This window comes from Kineococcus esterisolvens, assembly GCF_050871405.1.
Lineage (GTDB): Bacteria > Actinomycetota > Actinomycetes > Actinomycetales > Kineococcaceae > Kineococcus.
In genome coordinates, this window is sequence record NZ_JBJLRI010000022.1 from 1 (window position 1) to 14,080 (window position 14,080).

General features: G+C 76.0%; 13 protein-coding genes and 1 tRNA gene. 12 read left to right on the top strand and 2 right to left on the bottom strand.

The features are described 5' to 3' along the window. Positions 1–88: 88 nt before the first annotated feature. Both ACRYR8_RS09370 and ACRYR8_RS09375 read right to left on the bottom strand, forming a co-directional pair. Positions 89–409, bottom strand: a complete 321-nt coding sequence (locus tag ACRYR8_RS09370) for an LAVTG motif-containing sortase-dependent surface protein (RefSeq protein ID WP_432484197.1) — start codon at positions 407–409, stop codon at positions 89–91. A 163-nt stretch (positions 410–572) separates the two neighbouring features. Next, positions 573–2,366 (bottom strand): DUF4012 domain-containing protein, encoded by a 1,794-nt coding sequence (locus tag ACRYR8_RS09375; protein WP_432484198.1) that lies wholly within the window; start codon positions 2,364–2,366, stop codon positions 573–575. Between the two features lie 143 nt (positions 2,367–2,509). Between ACRYR8_RS09375 and mfd the strand changes: the two genes are divergently transcribed. The 12 genes from mfd to ACRYR8_RS09435 all read left to right on the top strand — a co-directional run bounded on the left by mfd (position 2,510) and on the right by ACRYR8_RS09435 (position 14,050). Further along, positions 2,510–6,094: a transcription-repair coupling factor gene (gene mfd, locus ACRYR8_RS09380; RefSeq protein WP_432484199.1), complete on the top strand. Its 3,585-nt coding sequence runs from the start codon at positions 2,510–2,512 to the stop codon at positions 6,092–6,094. After that, complete coding sequence (locus ACRYR8_RS09385) at positions 6,091–6,765, top strand: nucleoside triphosphate pyrophosphohydrolase (protein WP_432484200.1); 675 nt, start codon at positions 6,091–6,093, stop codon at positions 6,763–6,765. Before mfd ends, ACRYR8_RS09385 begins: the two co-directional genes overlap by 4 nt. 10 nt (positions 6,766–6,775) lie before the next feature. Next, positions 6,776–7,729 (top strand): ROK family protein, encoded by a 954-nt coding sequence (locus tag ACRYR8_RS09390; RefSeq protein WP_432484201.1) that lies wholly within the window; start codon positions 6,776–6,778, stop codon positions 7,727–7,729. Between the two features lie 65 nt (positions 7,730–7,794). Further along, positions 7,795–9,090 (top strand): phosphopyruvate hydratase, encoded by a 1,296-nt coding sequence (gene eno / locus ACRYR8_RS09395; protein WP_432484202.1) that lies wholly within the window; start codon positions 7,795–7,797, stop codon positions 9,088–9,090. A 35-nt stretch (positions 9,091–9,125) separates the two neighbouring features. Beyond that, on the top strand, positions 9,126–9,758 hold the full coding sequence (locus tag ACRYR8_RS09400; RefSeq protein WP_432484203.1) for a septum formation initiator family protein: 633 nt from the start codon (positions 9,126–9,128) through the stop codon (positions 9,756–9,758). After that, positions 9,755–10,321 (top strand): DUF501 domain-containing protein, encoded by a 567-nt coding sequence (locus tag ACRYR8_RS09405; protein WP_432484204.1) that lies wholly within the window; start codon positions 9,755–9,757, stop codon positions 10,319–10,321. Before ACRYR8_RS09400 ends, ACRYR8_RS09405 begins: the two co-directional genes overlap by 4 nt. After that, complete coding sequence (locus ACRYR8_RS09410) at positions 10,318–11,292, top strand: Ppx/GppA phosphatase family protein (protein WP_432484205.1); 975 nt, start codon at positions 10,318–10,320, stop codon at positions 11,290–11,292. The genes ACRYR8_RS09405 and ACRYR8_RS09410 overlap by 4 nt, the downstream gene beginning before the upstream one ends. Before the next feature lie 78 nt (positions 11,293–11,370). Beyond that, positions 11,371–11,814: an SRPBCC family protein gene (locus ACRYR8_RS09415; protein WP_432484206.1), complete on the top strand. Its 444-nt coding sequence runs from the start codon at positions 11,371–11,373 to the stop codon at positions 11,812–11,814. Positions 11,815–11,816: 2 nt separating this feature from the next. Next, a complete protein-coding gene (locus ACRYR8_RS09420) occupies positions 11,817–12,692 on the top strand; it encodes a uracil-DNA glycosylase (protein WP_432484208.1) in 876 nt (291 codons plus the stop codon). 17 nt (positions 12,693–12,709) lie between these two features. Continuing rightward, a tRNA-Leu gene (locus tag ACRYR8_RS09425) sits at positions 12,710–12,796 on the top strand. An 88-nt stretch (positions 12,797–12,884) separates the two neighbouring features. Then, positions 12,885–13,691, top strand: coding sequence for a Bax inhibitor-1/YccA family protein (locus tag ACRYR8_RS09430; RefSeq protein WP_432484209.1), 807 nt, complete (start codon positions 12,885–12,887; stop codon positions 13,689–13,691). A 47-nt stretch (positions 13,692–13,738) separates the two neighbouring features. Continuing rightward, positions 13,739–14,050: a hypothetical protein gene (locus tag ACRYR8_RS09435; protein WP_432484210.1), complete on the top strand. Its 312-nt coding sequence runs from the start codon at positions 13,739–13,741 to the stop codon at positions 14,048–14,050. Positions 14,051–14,080: the final 30 nt, after the last annotated feature.

Below are 14,080 nucleotides of genomic sequence, written 5' to 3' on the forward strand. Positions count from 1 at the left end.
GGCCCCCTCGTCACCGACGAGGGGGCCGCGCTGCATCACTATCACTGCCGGGTCCGACGGGGCGGCACCGGCCGAGGGGCCGGGTGCGTCAGTGCTGACGGCCCGGGCGGCGGCGCGAGGCCACGACGAGCGCGGCGCCACCGAGGGTCAGGACGGTGCCGGCGGCCGCCCAGGGCAGCGCGTCGGTGCCGGTGTAGGCCAGCTCGTCGGAGGAGCTGTCGACCGCGGCGTCGCTGCTGCCGGCCGGCGTCGGGGTGCTGGAGGTGCTCGCGGGCGGCACGGTGGTGATCGACGGGGTCGGCGTCGACGGCGCGTAGTCGGTGGCGGCGGTCGCGGTGCCGGCGAGGCCGACGAGCGCGGTGGCGGCGAGCGCCCCGGCGGCGGCGGATCGAGCAGTGTTCTTGCGCACGGTTGGGTCCCCCCCTGGAAATGTCCGGCCCCGCGAGTGATCACGCACGAGGCGCCCTCCAGGATGGCGGAACGCCCGGCCGGAGTCCAGCGGAATCGGTGATGGTCGCGGTGCGTGTCCCTGCCTGCTCAGCCCGTCCCCGCCGCCCCTCCCACCCCGCTGGTCACGGTGCGCACGCGGTGGTGCGCACCTCCGGGGTCGTGGCCGTGGCGGGCGCGTCGACGGCGACGGGCAGGGCCCCCGCGGGCCCCCGCAGCTGCCAGCGCACCACCACGGGCTCGCCGGGGGGGACGTCCACGGTCAGCCGCACCAGGCGCCAGCCGTGCTCGGTGTCGACCGCCGTGGCCACCGGCGTGCCGTCGACGCTCGCGCCGTCCAGGCCCACCTGCGGCGGTACCCACAGCGACACCACGTCCCGGGCCGTCCGCCCGAGCAGCGGGTCGGAGCGGTGGCGCTGGTTGCGCGTGTACCAGGGGACCTCCTCCGGGACGGTGTTCGTCAGCGTCAGCTGGAGCGCGCCCGTGGCCTCGCCCGCGCCCGCCGCGCACGGGGGCGTCAGCTCCAGCTCGGCCCGCACCCAGTAGTCCAGCTTGGACGGCGCGGCGTTGGTCAGCCCCACGTGGGCGGTCGGCGGTGCGGCGCCGGGGTCGCCCAGCACCCCCGCCAGGCCGGCGGCGACGAGGGCCTCCTGCTCCTGGGGGCGCGAGCTCCAGACGGCCAGGTGGCCGCTGGTGACGGCTTCCCGGCCGCCGCTCAGCGCGTCCGCGGACAGCCCGTCGTGCAGCACCGCCTCGAACGCGGCGGCCGACGCCGCGGCCAGGAACGCCTCGCGGGCGTCGTTGTCGTCCTCGTAGCGCACGTACGCGTCGCGCATCAGCACCTCGGGCAGGTCGGCGGTCGCCACCTCCCCGAAGGGCCCGAGCTGCAGCGGCGGCTGGTCCGCACCCAGGAGCAGGCTCAGGCCCACCGGGTCGACGAGGACGACGGCGTCGGGCGCGGGCAGGCCCGCGTCGGCGACCAGGGAGACCGCCAGGCGCGCGGCGTCGTCGGCCTGCGCACCCACCGTGAGGTTCTGCACGAGCGCGGCGTCGGGGTCGCGGCCGTACAGGGACAGGAACTCCCCCCCGTTGACCGCGACGTCCGAGCGGGCGTCCTGCAGGTCGTCGTTCGAGCCGGTGCGCACCAGGGAGACGCGCCCCTCGTCGACGGACACGTAGGCGTAGGCACCCACCAGGCCCTGGACCGGCCGGATCTCCGCCGGGTTGGTGAAGGCCACCAGGTACGTCCGCGCGCCCTCGGCGCCGAGCATCGCCGGCAGCTGCGGGGCCAGCGCGCCCGCCACCCGCAGCGGGCCGGCGACCTCGTCCAGCCGGCGCGACACCGGCTCCAGGCGCGAGCCGAGGGCGTCCAGCACGCGGGGGCCCTGGGCCCGCGCGAGCGCGGCGCGGGCCACGCCCAGGCGGGAGGCGTAGTCGGTCACGACCGGGCTCAGCCGCTGCAGCGCGGCGACGTCCACGGTGCCGTCCGGCGCCACGAGCCCGTCGCCGAGCAGGACCTGGGCCGCGGTCAGGGCCCGCGGCAGCGGCTCGGTCAGCGCCGCGGCGGCCAGGGACCCGCCGCTCAGCGCGCGCAGCTGGTCGCCGACCCACGGCACGTGCTCGGCGGCGCGGTACGGCAGCTGCCCCGTCGCCCGCGCGGCCGCGGCGGCGTCGGCCGCCACGTCCTCGGCCGCGGGGACCGCCTCCGCGAAGCGCTGGGCGCGCAGGTCCCCCTCCAGCGCGGGCGCCGCGGCCGCCACCCGCTGCAGGGCGCGGGCCGCCTGCACGCCGCTGACCGCCACGGCGACGACCCAGGCCAGCACCAGCAGGGCGAGCACCGCGAGCACCACCACCACCGGGCGCGGCCGGCGGCGCGGCGGCGGGGCGGGAGCGGTGGGGTCGTCAGCAGCACCTGGCACCAGGCAGAGGGTAGCGACGGCCCGGGGCCCCGCGGGCGGCTCCGCCCCTCGTCCGCGCAGCCCGCGTCGGAGGGCGGACGTAGGCTTGCGGCAGTCCTTCGCGGTGGTCCGCCACCCGCTCGCACGTCCCCCCCGGAGTGTTCGTGAGCCTCACCGGCCTGCTCGACGTCCTGCGCACCGAACCCGCCGTCCGAGCGGCCGTGGAGACGGCGCGCGAGGGCGGCGGCCAGGCCCTCGACGTGGTGGCGCCCCTCGGCGCGCGCCCCGCCCTCCTGGCGGCCCTGGCCGCCGAGCGCCCCCTGCTGGTGGTCACCGCCACCGGCCGCGAGTGCGAGGACCTGGCCAGCTGGCTGCGCTGCTACCTGCCGCAGCACGCCGTCGCGGAGTTCCCCGCGTGGGAGACGCTGCCGCACGAGCGGCTGTCCCCGCGCAGCGACACCGTCGCCCAGCGCCTGGCCGTGCTGCGCCGCCTGGCGCACCCCTCCGACCGCGACGCGAGCACCGGCGAGGTGCGCGTCGTCGTCGCCCCCGTGCGCGCGGTGCTGCAGCCCCTGGTGAAGGGCCTGGCGGACCTGGAGCCGGTGCGGCTGCGCGCCGGCGACGAGGTCGGCCTGGACGCCACCGTCGAGGCCCTGGTGGGCGCGGCGTACGCGCGCGTGGACATGGTCGAGCGCCGCGGGGAGTTCGCCGTGCGCGGCGGCATCCTCGACGTCTTCCCGCCCACCCGCCCGCACCCGCTGCGCGTGGAGTTCTTCGGCGACGAGGTCGACGAGGTCCGCTCCTTCTCCGTGGCCGACCAGCGCAGCCTGGAGGTCGAGCCGGACGGGGTGTGGGCACCGCCGTGCCGCGAGCTGCTGCTCACCGAGGGCGTGCGGCAGCGGGCCGCGGCGCTGGTGGAGGCCCACCCCGAGGCCGCCGAGGTGCTCGCCAAGATCGCCGAGGGCATCGCGGTGGAGGGCATGGAGTCCCTCGCCCCCGTCCTCGTCGACGGCATGGAACCGCTGCTGGACGTCCTGCCCGCCGGCACCCACGTGGTGCTGGCCGAGCCGGAGAAGGTCCGCGCCCGCGCCCACGACCTCGTCGCCACGGGCGCGGAGTTCCTGGACGCGGCGTGGATGAACGCCGCCGCCGGCGGCCAGGCCCCCGTGGACCTGGGCGCCTCCTCCTTCTGGACGCTGGCTCAGGTGCGCGCCCACGCCGAGTCCACCGGGCGGCCCTGGTGGTCGGTGACCTCGCTCGTCTCCGACGACGACCTGCGCGACCTCGAGGACACCCGCGTCCTGCGGGTCGGCGCGCGCGACGTCGTCAGCTACCGCGGCGAGACGGAGAGGGCGCTCGCCGACCTGCGCGAGCTCGCCGGCGCCGGCTGGCGCATCGTCGTGACCACCGAGGGGCACGGACCGGCCAAGCGGCTGGTCGAGGTGCTCTCCGGCGAGGACGTGCCCACCCGCCTCGTCGACGACCTCGTCGAGCCGCCGGTGGAGTCGGTGGTCGCCGTGACCACCGCGAGCGTGGAGCACGGCTTCGTCGCCGAGGCGCTGAAGGTCGCCCTGGTCACCGAGGCCGACATCACCGGTGTGGGCGGGCAGTCCACCAAGGACATGCGCCGCATGGCCCCGCGCCGGCGGCGCAACGCCGTGGACCCGCTGAGCCTGCAGCCCGGCGACTTCGTCGTGCACGAGCAGCACGGCATCGGGAAGTTCATCGAGATGGTGCAGCGCACGATCGGCGGCGCCACCCGCGAGTACCTGGTGCTGGAGTACGCCTCCAGCAAGCGCGGCCAGCCCGGCGACCGGCTGTTCGTGCCCACCGACACGCTCGACCAGGTCACCCGCTACACCGGTGGGGAGACCCCGACGCTGTCGAAGATGGGCGGCTCGGACTGGGCCAAGACGAAGTCCAAGGCGCGCAGGGCCGTCAAGCAGATCGCCGGCGACCTCATCAAGCTGTACTCCGCCCGCATGGCCACCAAGGGCCACGCCTTCGGCCCGGACACCCCGTGGCAGCGCGAGCTGGAGGACGCCTTCCCGTACGTGGAGACGCCCGACCAGCTCGCCAGCATCGACGAGGTCAAGGGCGACATGATGAAGCCGGTCCCCATGGACCGCCTCATCTGCGGCGACGTCGGCTACGGCAAGACGGAGATCGCGCTGCGCGCGGCGTTCAAGGCCGTGCAGGACGGCAAGCAGGTCGCGGTGCTCGTGCCCACCACGCTGCTCGTGCAGCAGCACTACAAGACGTTCGCCGAGCGGTACGCGCAGTTCCCCGTCTCGGTGAAGCCGCTGTCGCGCTTCACCCCCGGCGCGGAGGCGAAGGAGACGATCGCGGGGCTGGCCGACGGCTCCGTCGACGTCGTCATCGGCACGCACCGCCTGCTCAGCGGGGAGGTCAAGTTCAAGGACCTCGGCCTCGTGGTCGTCGACGAGGAGCAGCGCTTCGGCGTCGAGCACAAGGAGTCGCTGAAGACGCTGCGCACCAACGTGGACGTCCTGGCGATGAGCGCCACCCCGATCCCGCGCACCCTGGAGATGGCGGTCACCGGCATCCGCGAGATGTCCACGCTGGCCACCCCGCCGGAGGAGCGCCACCCCGTGCTGACGTACGTGGGCGGGCAGGAGGACAAGCAGATCGCCGCCGCGATCCGCCGCGAGCTGCTGCGCGAGGGGCAGGTCTTCTACATCCACAACCGGGTGCAGTCCATCGAGCGCACCGCGGCCCGGCTCAAGGAGCTGGTCCCCGAGGCGCGGATCGCCACCGCGCACGGTCAGATGGGCGAGCACCGCCTGGAGCAGGTCGTCGTGGACTTCTGGGAGAAGAAGTTCGACGTCCTCGTCTGCACCACGATCGTCGAAACCGGCCTGGACATCTCCAACGCCAACACCCTCATCGTCGAGCGCGCCGACGCGATGGGCCTGTCGCAGCTGCACCAGCTGCGCGGGCGCGTGGGCCGCGGCCGGGAACGGGCCTACGCCTACTTCCTCTTCCCGCCGGAGAAGCCGCTCACCGAGACCGCGCACGACCGCCTGGCCACCATCGCCCAGCACACCGACCTCGGTTCCGGCATGGCCGTGGCGATGAAGGACCTGGAGATCCGCGGTGCCGGCAACATGCTGGGCGGGGAGCAGTCCGGCCACATCGCCGGTGTCGGTTTCGACCTCTACATGCGCATGGTCGCCGACGCGGTGGCCGACGTGCGCCGGCAGGTGCCCGGCGCCGAGAACGACGACGCCGAGCCCGAGCCCACCGAGGTGAAGATCGAACTGCCGATCGACGCGCACCTGCCGCACGACTACGTGCCCAGCGAGCGGCTGCGCCTGGAGGCGTACCGGCGCCTGGCCGCCGCGGACTCCGAGCAGGACCTCGTGGAGCTGCACGCCGAGCTCACCGACCGCTACGGCACCCCGCCGCAGCCGGTGCTGAACCTGCTCGAGGTGGCGAAGTTCCGCATCGCCGCGCGCCGCGTCGGCCTGCGCGAGGTGTCGCTGCAGGGCAAGCAGGTGCGCTTCGCCCCGATCGACCTGCCCGAGTCGCGCGAGCTGCGCCTGAAGCGGCTCTACCCCGGCACGATCCTCAAGCCGGCGCTGTCGGTGGCGCTGGTGCCCGCCCCGATGACCGCGCGCATCGGCGGCAAGCCGCTGCGCGACGCGGAGATGCTCGCGTGGGCGCACGAGTTCGTGAACGCGGTGCTGCTGGAGCAGCCGGCGGCCGTGGCGGCGGGTGCCCGGTGAGCACCCCGGGCACGGACCCCGCGGCACCCACCGGCACCGGACTGCTGGAGCTGGTGGCCGTCATGGACCGCCTGCGCTCGCCGGGCGGCTGCCCGTGGGACGCGCGCCAGACGCACGCCTCGCTGCTGCGCCACCTCGTCGAGGAGAGCTACGAGGTCGTCGACGCGGTGGAGAACGGCACCCCCGAGGAGCTGCGCGACGAGCTCGGCGACCTGCTGCTGCAGGTGGTCTTCCACGCCCGCGTGGCCGCCGAGGACCCCGCCGAGGGCTTCGACGTCGACGACGTCGCGGCGGCGATCGTCGCCAAGCTCGTGCGCCGGCACCCGCACGTCTTCGACGGCGAGGCCACGGCGGAGGACCTGCAGGCCCGCTGGGACGCGATCAAGGCCACCGAGAAGCCGCGCGCGTGGGTCCTGGACGGCATCCCGCTGCAGCTGCCGGCCCTGGCCCGTGCGGACAAGGTCCTCGGCCGCCTGCAGCGCGCCGGCCTGGCCGAGCAGGCCGTCGCGCCGCAGGACCTCGACGAGGAGGCGGTGGGGGAGCGGTTGCTGGACCTGGTGCGCACCGCGCACGCGGCCGGCGTCGACCCCGAGGCGGCGCTGCGCACCGCCACCCGGCGCCTGGAGCGCACCGCCCGCGAACGCTCGGAGCGGGCCGGACCGGAGCAGTAGGGTCCGTGGCGTGACGACGACGCACGTGCTGGCCCTGGACATCGGGGGCACCAAGCTCGCCGCGGGGCTCGTGTCGAGCACCGGCGAGGTGCGCGGCGAGCGGGAGGTGCCCACCGACCCCGCCGACGCGGCCGCCGTCGGTGCGGCGCTGGAGGGCCTGGTCGACGCCGTCCTCGCCGATGCGCGTGCGGAGGGCGTGGAGGTGGCCGACGTCGTCGGCATCGGCTCCGCCGGTCCTGTCGACACCACCGCCGGGACCGTGCACCCGGTGAACATCCCCTCCCTGCGGGGCTTCCCGCTCACCGAGGCCGTCGCCGCCCGCGCCGGGCGCGCCCTGGGCCGCCCGGCGCACGCCGCCCTGGCGCAGGACGGGCAGTGCTTCGCCGCGGCCGAGCAGTGGACCGGCGCCGCCGCCGGCGCGCCCTCGGTGCTGGGCGTAGTGGTCTCCACCGGCATCGGCGGCGGCGTCGTGCTCGACGGGCGCATCCTCACCGGCAAGAGCGGCAACGCCGGGTTCATCAGCCACGTCGGCGTCGTCCTCGACGGCGAGCGGCTGCCCGGCTCCGGGGCGCTGGGCGTGGTGGAGTCCTACGCGTCCGGCCCGGCGATGGTGCGGGCGGCGCAGGCGCGCGGCTGGCGGGCCGGGGAGCGCGCCGACGCGAAGGTCCTGACCGCCGACGCCGCCGCGGGTGAGCGCGTGCCGGTGGAGGTGATCGCCGCCGGGACCCGGGCGCTGGCCTCGGCGTTCCTGTCCGCGGCGGCGCTGTTCGACCTGACCGACGTCGTCGTCGGCGGCGGGGTCGCCGCCTCGGGGGAGGTGCTCATGGCGCCGCTGCGGGCCGCGTACGCGGAGATGGCCGTGTACCCGCATCTGGCCGACGTGCGCCTGGTGCCCTCGCAGCTGCCGCGCCTGTCCGGGCTGCTGGGGGCGGGCCGCCTGGGGTGGCAGACGCTCTCGGGGTGAGCCCGGTGGCACCCACTAGGCTCGGGACGACCGAACAGCCCACAAGCCGAGCAGTAGGAGTGCGCGTGGCCACCATCGAGGCCGTCGGAGCTCGCGAGATCCTGGACTCCCGGGGCAACCCCACCGTCGAGGTCGAGGTGCTCCTCGACGACGGAACCTTCGCCCGCGCGGCCGTGCCCTCGGGCGCGTCCACCGGTGCGCACGAGGCCGTCGAGCGCCGCGACGGCGACCAGGGCCGCTACCTGGGCAAGGGCGTCGAGCAGGCCGTCGAAGCCGTCATCGAGGAGATCGGGCCGGCGCTCGTCGGCCACGACGCCCACGAGCAGCGGATCGTCGACCAGGTCATGCTCGACCTGGACGGCACCCCCAACAAGGGCCGCCTGGGCGCCAACGCCGTCCTGGGCGTCTCCCTCGCGGTCGCCAAGGCCGCCGCGGCCGCGGCGGACCTGCCGCTGTTCCGCTACCTGGGCGGGCCCAACGCCCACCTGCTGCCGGTGCCGATGATGAACATCGTCAACGGCGGCGCGCACGCGGACACCGGCGTCGACATCCAGGAGTTCATGATCGCTCCCGTGGGGGCGGCGTCCTTCCGCGAGGCGCTGCGCTGGGGTGCGGAGACGTACCACTCGCTGAAGTCCGTGCTCAAGCAGCGCGGCCTGAGCACCGGCCTGGGCGACGAGGGCGGTTTCGCCCCCGACCTGCCGAACAACAAGGAGGCGCTGGACCTCATCGCCTCCGCGATCGAGAAGGCCGGCTTCAGCCTGGGCACCGACATCGCCCTGGCCCTGGACGTGGCGGCCACCGAGTTCGTCGCCGACGGCGGGTACGCCTTCGAGGGCTCGAACCGCTCCGCGGAGTGGATGACCGGCTACTACGAGGGCCTGGTCTCGGAGTACCCGCTGGTGTCCATCGAGGACCCGCTCGGCGAGGACGACTGGAGCGGCTGGCAGCACATCACCAGCGCCCTCGGCGACAAGGTGCAGCTCGTGGGCGACGACCTGTTCGTCACCAACCCCGAGCGCCTGCGCAAGGGCATCGACCTCTCCGCCGGCAACTCCATGCTGGTGAAGGTCAACCAGATCGGTTCGCTCACCGAGACCCTGGACGCCGTGGACCTGGCGCACCGCAACGGTTTCACCACGATGATGAGCCACCGCTCCGGCGAGACCGAGGACACCACCATCGCCGACCTCGCGGTCGCGGTGGGCTCGGGCCAGATCAAGACCGGTGCACCGGCCCGCTCCGAGCGCGTGGCGAAGTACAACCAGCTGCTGCGCATCGAGGAGGAGTTGGACGACGCCGGCCGCTACGCCGGCGCCTCCGCCTTCCCGCGCGCCGCGCGCGCCACCGGGCGCGCCTGACGCCCGCAGGCCCGATCGCGGGAGAAGCTGGACCCATGGCGTCGCGTCGTCCCACCGCGCCCCGCAGCACCCGCCGCACGGCGGGCGCTGCGGGGCGCAGCGCCGGCGCCGGGCGCGGTCCCGGCGCCGCCTCCCGCACCCAGCGCCCGGCAGCGGCCCGCCCGGCCAGCAGGCCGGCGGCCGCCGCGCGCGGGCGCAGCAGCGCCACCGCCTCGGCGGCCGCCCGCCGCACCCGAGGGCCGCGCGCGCTGGTGCTCAGCGCGCTCGTGCTGGTGCTGGCCGTCTTCCTGCTGCCCAGCTGGCAGAAGTGGCTGGAGCAGCGCTCGGAGATCGGCCGCCTCGAGGCCACGATCAGCCAGCAGCGCGAGGACCTCGCCGCCGCGCAGGCGCAGGTCGAGCGCTGGGAGGACGACGCGTACGTCGTGGCCCAGGCGCGCAGCCGCCTGCAGTACGTGCTGCCCGGTGAGACGCCGTACGTGGTGGCCGGCGGGCAGGACGCCGACGCGGTCGCCCCCGCGCAGGCCGCCGCGGCCGTCGCGGAGTCCTCGGCCGCCTGGTACGAGAACATCTGGGAGTCGCTGCGGGTGGCGGCCACGCCCGGCGCGGCGGACGCCACCTCCCCGGGGCTGACCGACCAGCCCGCCACCGGCACCGGAACAGGACGATGAGCAGCTCCACCCCGCACGACCCCGCGACCGAGGCGGACCTCCAGGGCATCGCCCGGCTGCTGGGCCGCGTGCCGCGCGGCGTCGTCGGCATCGCCCACCGCTGCTCCTGCGGGCGCCCGGAGGTCGTCGAGACCGCGCCCCGGCTGCCCGACGGCACGCCGTTCCCCACCACGTACTACCTCGTCGACCCGTTCGCGGCCGCCGCGATCAGCACCCTGGAGGCCTCCGGCCTCATGCGGGAGATGAACGAGCGGCTCGCCGCCGACGAGGAGCTGGCCGCCGCGCACGCGGCCGCCCACCGCGACTACCTGCGCCGCCGCGCCGCCCTCGGCGACGCCGACGTGCCCGAGATCGCCGGGGTCTCCGCCGGCGGCATGCCCACCCGCGTGAAGTGCCTGCACGCGCTGGCCGGTCACGCCCTGGCCGCGGGCCCGGGCGTGAGCCCGTTCGGCGACGAGACGCTGGAGCGGCTGCGGGCCCTGGGCGGCTGGCCCGCCACCTGCCCGCACGGCCACCTCGACACGGGCGGCGACACGGGCGGCGGCACGGGCGGGGGCGCGTGAGCGTCCAGCGCGTCGCCGCCGTCGACTGCGGCACGAACTCGCTGCGCCTGCTCGTCGCCGACGTCGACACCGCCGCCGGGACCCTGCGCGACGTCGAGCGCACCATGCGCGTCGTCCGGCTCGGGCAGGGCGTGGACGCCACCGGGGCCTTCGCCCCCGAGGCGCTGGTGCGCACCTTCGCCGCCGTGGACGAGGCCGCCGCCGCCTGCCGCCGGCACGGCGTGGCCCCCGGCGCCGTGCGCTTCGTCGCCACCTCCGCCTCCCGCGACGTCACCAACCGGGAGGAGTTCGCCGCGGGCGTGCGGGCGCGCCTCGGCGTCGACCCGGAGGTGGTCAGCGGTGCCGAGGAGGCTCGGCTGAGCTTCACGGGCGCCACCCGCGAGCTCCTCGGCGCCGGCGGTTCCCCCTTCCTCGTCGTCGACCTGGGCGGCGGTTCCACCGAGTTCGTCCTCGGCGAGCGCGAGCCGGAGGCCGCGGTGTCCGTGGACGTGGGCTCCGTGCGGCTGACCGAGCGGCACGTGCGCTCGGACCCGCCCGCCGAGCACGAGGTGGCGGCCGTCCGCGCGGACGTGGACGCGGCCCTGGACGCCGTCGGGCGGCAGGTCCCGCTGGCGCGCACCCGCACCCTGGTGGGCGTCGCCGGGACCATCACGACGATCACCGCCGCGGCCCTGGACCTGCGCGCGTACGAACCGGGCGTGCTGCACGGCGCCCGGCTGCCGGTGGCCGGGGTGCGGGCCGCCTGCGACCGCCTGCTGCGCGCCCCGCGCGCCGAGCGCGCCGCCATGCCGTTCCTGCACCCCGGGCGCGTGGACGTCATCGCCGCCGGGGCGCTGGTGTGGCGCACCGTGCTGGAGCGCCTCGCCGGCGTGGCGGGCGTGCAGGAGGTCGTCACCAGCGAGCACGACATCCTCGACGGCACCGCCTTCTCCGCCGCCGAGCGCGCGGGCGCGGGCGGCCGCGGGGTGTGACGCACCGCACGCACCACCGGTCGCCGGCTTCGCGCGCTCGCCGTGCGCCCGGTGCGCCGCCGCTGGCAGGCTGAGGCGATGAGCACCGTCAGCGCGACGACCACCCGGCGCATCGAAGCCCCCGCCGATCGGGTCCTGGCCGCCCTCGCCGACTACACCGGCACCCGGCCCCGGCTGCTGCCCGAGCAGTTCACGGACTACGAGGTGCTCGCCGGCGGGCACGGTCCCGGTACGCAGGTGCGCTGGAAGCTGCACGCCACGAAGAAGCGGGTGCGCGACGTGCTCGCCGACGTGACCTCCACGGACAAGCACGGGCTCGTGGAGAAGGACCGCAACTCCTCCCTGGTGACGACCTGGCGGGTCGAGGCCGACGGCCCGGACGCCGCCGAGGTCGTGGTGACCAGCGAGTGGCGGGGCGCCGACGGGGTCGGCGGCTTCTTCGAGCGCACGTTCGCCCCGCGCGGGCTGGACCGCATCTACGGCGAGCTGCTGGACAACCTCGCCGTGGACGTCGCCCGCTGACCGTGCCCGGCCCCCCGCCCGTCCCCGAGCAGCTGCCCCACCCCGGCACCGGGGTGCCGTTCGCCTCCCCGGTGCCCCCGGGCGCGGGGTGGCCCGGTGACCCCTCGGGCCCCGGCACGCCTGTGGCGCACGACGCCGGCCGGGTGCGCGAGCTGGCCGCCGCCGCGGGCGGGGCCGGCGAGGTCGTGGCCCGCTCGTGCGTGTGCCGCGCCTGCCCGCGGCTGGTGGCCTGGCGCGAGGAGGTCGCCCGCACCCGGCGGCGCGCCTACCGGGACGAGCCGTACTGGGGGCGTCCGGTGCCCAGCCTGGGCGTGGCCGAGCCGCGCGCGCTGGTCGTGGGGCTGGCGCCCGCCGCGCACGGCGGCAACCGCACCGGGCGCATGTTCACCGGGGACCGCTCCGGCGACTGGATCATCGCGGCCCTGCACCGGGCGGGCCTGGCCTCGCAGGCCTCGTCCGTGCACGCCGCGGACGGGCTGGAGCTGATCGGCACCCGCATCGTGGCGCCGGTGCGCTGCGCCCCGCCGGACAACCGGCCGAGCACCGTCGAGCGGGACACCTGCGCGGGCTGGTTGGACGCGGAGCTGACCGCACTGACCCCGCACGTGCGGGTGGTGCTGGCGCTGGGGTCGTTCGCCTGGTCGGCGAGCCTGGCCGCCGCCCGCCGCGCCGGCTGGGCCGTGGCGCGCCCGCGACCGCCCTTCGGCCACGGCGCCGAGACCGACCTGGGCTCGCCCGCGGGTGCGGTGCGCCTGGTCGGCAGCTACCACGTCAGCCAGCAGAACACCTCCACCGGCCGGCTCACCGCCCCGATGCTCGACGCGGTCGTCGGCCGGGTCGCCGAGCTCGCCCGCGGCGAGGTCCGACCGGCTGGCTAGGCTGCTGCCGTGCCCCCGCCCGGGTGGCGTAACTGGCAGGCGCACGGGGCTTAAACCCCCGGGCCGTTCGCGGCGTGCGGGTTCGAGTCCCGTCCCGGGTACCAGGCGGTGCCGGCGGTGGTCCCGGAGTCCGGGAACCGCCGCGGCCACCGGTGCGTTGCACCGGCAACGACTCGCTTCCAGGAGGGAGCCATGCAGAGCAAGAACCCGGTCTTCGCCCGGAGCAACGAGTTCAAGAACGGTGGGTACGCCACCTTCGGCCCGTCGGGCACCGCACCCGCGGACGCCTCGGCGAGCACGCTGGAGGACTGGTACCGCAAGCCGTCCGCCACCCCGGTGCAGTCGCGCCGGATGACTCTGGACGACGTCGTGGTGCGCACCGCGATGCTCGGTGGTGTCCTCGCGCTGGGCGCGGCGGGCGCCTGGTTCGCGAACGTCGGGCTGGGTCTGGCCATCGGCGCCGCGCTCGTCGGGTTCGTGCTGGCGATGTGGGCGCAGCTGTCCAAGAAGGTCCGCCCCGGCGTGATGTTCGCCTACGCGGCCGTCGAGGGCGTCTTCGTGGGGGCCATCTCCCACGCCTACGCCGGCTTCTACGACGGCATCGTCGGCCAGGCGGTCCTCGGCACCCTCGGCGCCTTCGCGGCGATGCTGCTCGCCTACAAGACGGGCATCATCCGCAACAGCCCGAGGTTCACCAAGGTCCTGACCATCGCGGGCCTGGGCTACCTGGTCTTCGCCATGGTCAACCTCGGCTTCGCCTTCTTCGGCGGCACCAGCGTCTACTCCGGCGGTGGGCTGCTGCCGGTCCTCGTCAGCGGCTTCGGCGTGGTGCTGGCCTCGCTGTTCCTGGTGCTGGACTTCGACTACGTCGAGCAGGGCGTGCGCAACGGCCTGCCCGTCAACGAGTCCTGGCGCGCGGCCTTCGGGCTGGTCGTCACCCTGGTGTGGCTGTACCTGGAGATCCTGCGCCTCATCGCGATCCTGCGCGGCGACGACTGAGCACGCAGCGCACTCCCGACGAGCTCGGCGCGCCGGCCCCCGCGGCCGTGCGCGCCGAGCTCTCGCGCGTCCTGGCCCTGCAGGCCGACCGGGTGCGCGCCACGCCCCTGTCGCAGCTGGACCGGGCCCGCGAGGGCGCCGGTGCCACCCGCGCCGAGCGCGTGCGATCCGCCGCGCAGGCCCTCGCGGACCTCGCCGCCGACGCCGAGGGCAGGCCCCGGCGGCCCCTGCCGCACCTGGCGCTGCACGGGCTGGGGGACCAGCTCGCCGTCACCGGCGCCGACGTCCTCGCGCACGGCGACGCACCGGCGCTCGCCGCCGCGCTGGAGGTCGTCCTGGAGCTGCGCCGCGGCCTGTGAGCGCCGTGGGCGGGGCGGTGGGCGAGAATG

Coding starts and splice junctions, on each gene's coding strand:
- ACRYR8_RS09400 (WP_432484203.1), top strand. CDS start 9,126: ATGGCGTCGCGTCGTCCCACCGCGCCCCGCAGCACCCGCCGCACGGCG.
- ACRYR8_RS09405 (WP_432484204.1), top strand. CDS start 9,755: ATGAGCAGCTCCACCCCGCACGACCCCGCGACCGAGGCGGACCTCCAG.
- ACRYR8_RS09415 (WP_432484206.1), top strand. CDS start 11,371: ATGAGCACCGTCAGCGCGACGACCACCCGGCGCATCGAAGCCCCCGCC.
- ACRYR8_RS09430 (WP_432484209.1), top strand. CDS start 12,885: ATGCAGAGCAAGAACCCGGTCTTCGCCCGGAGCAACGAGTTCAAGAAC.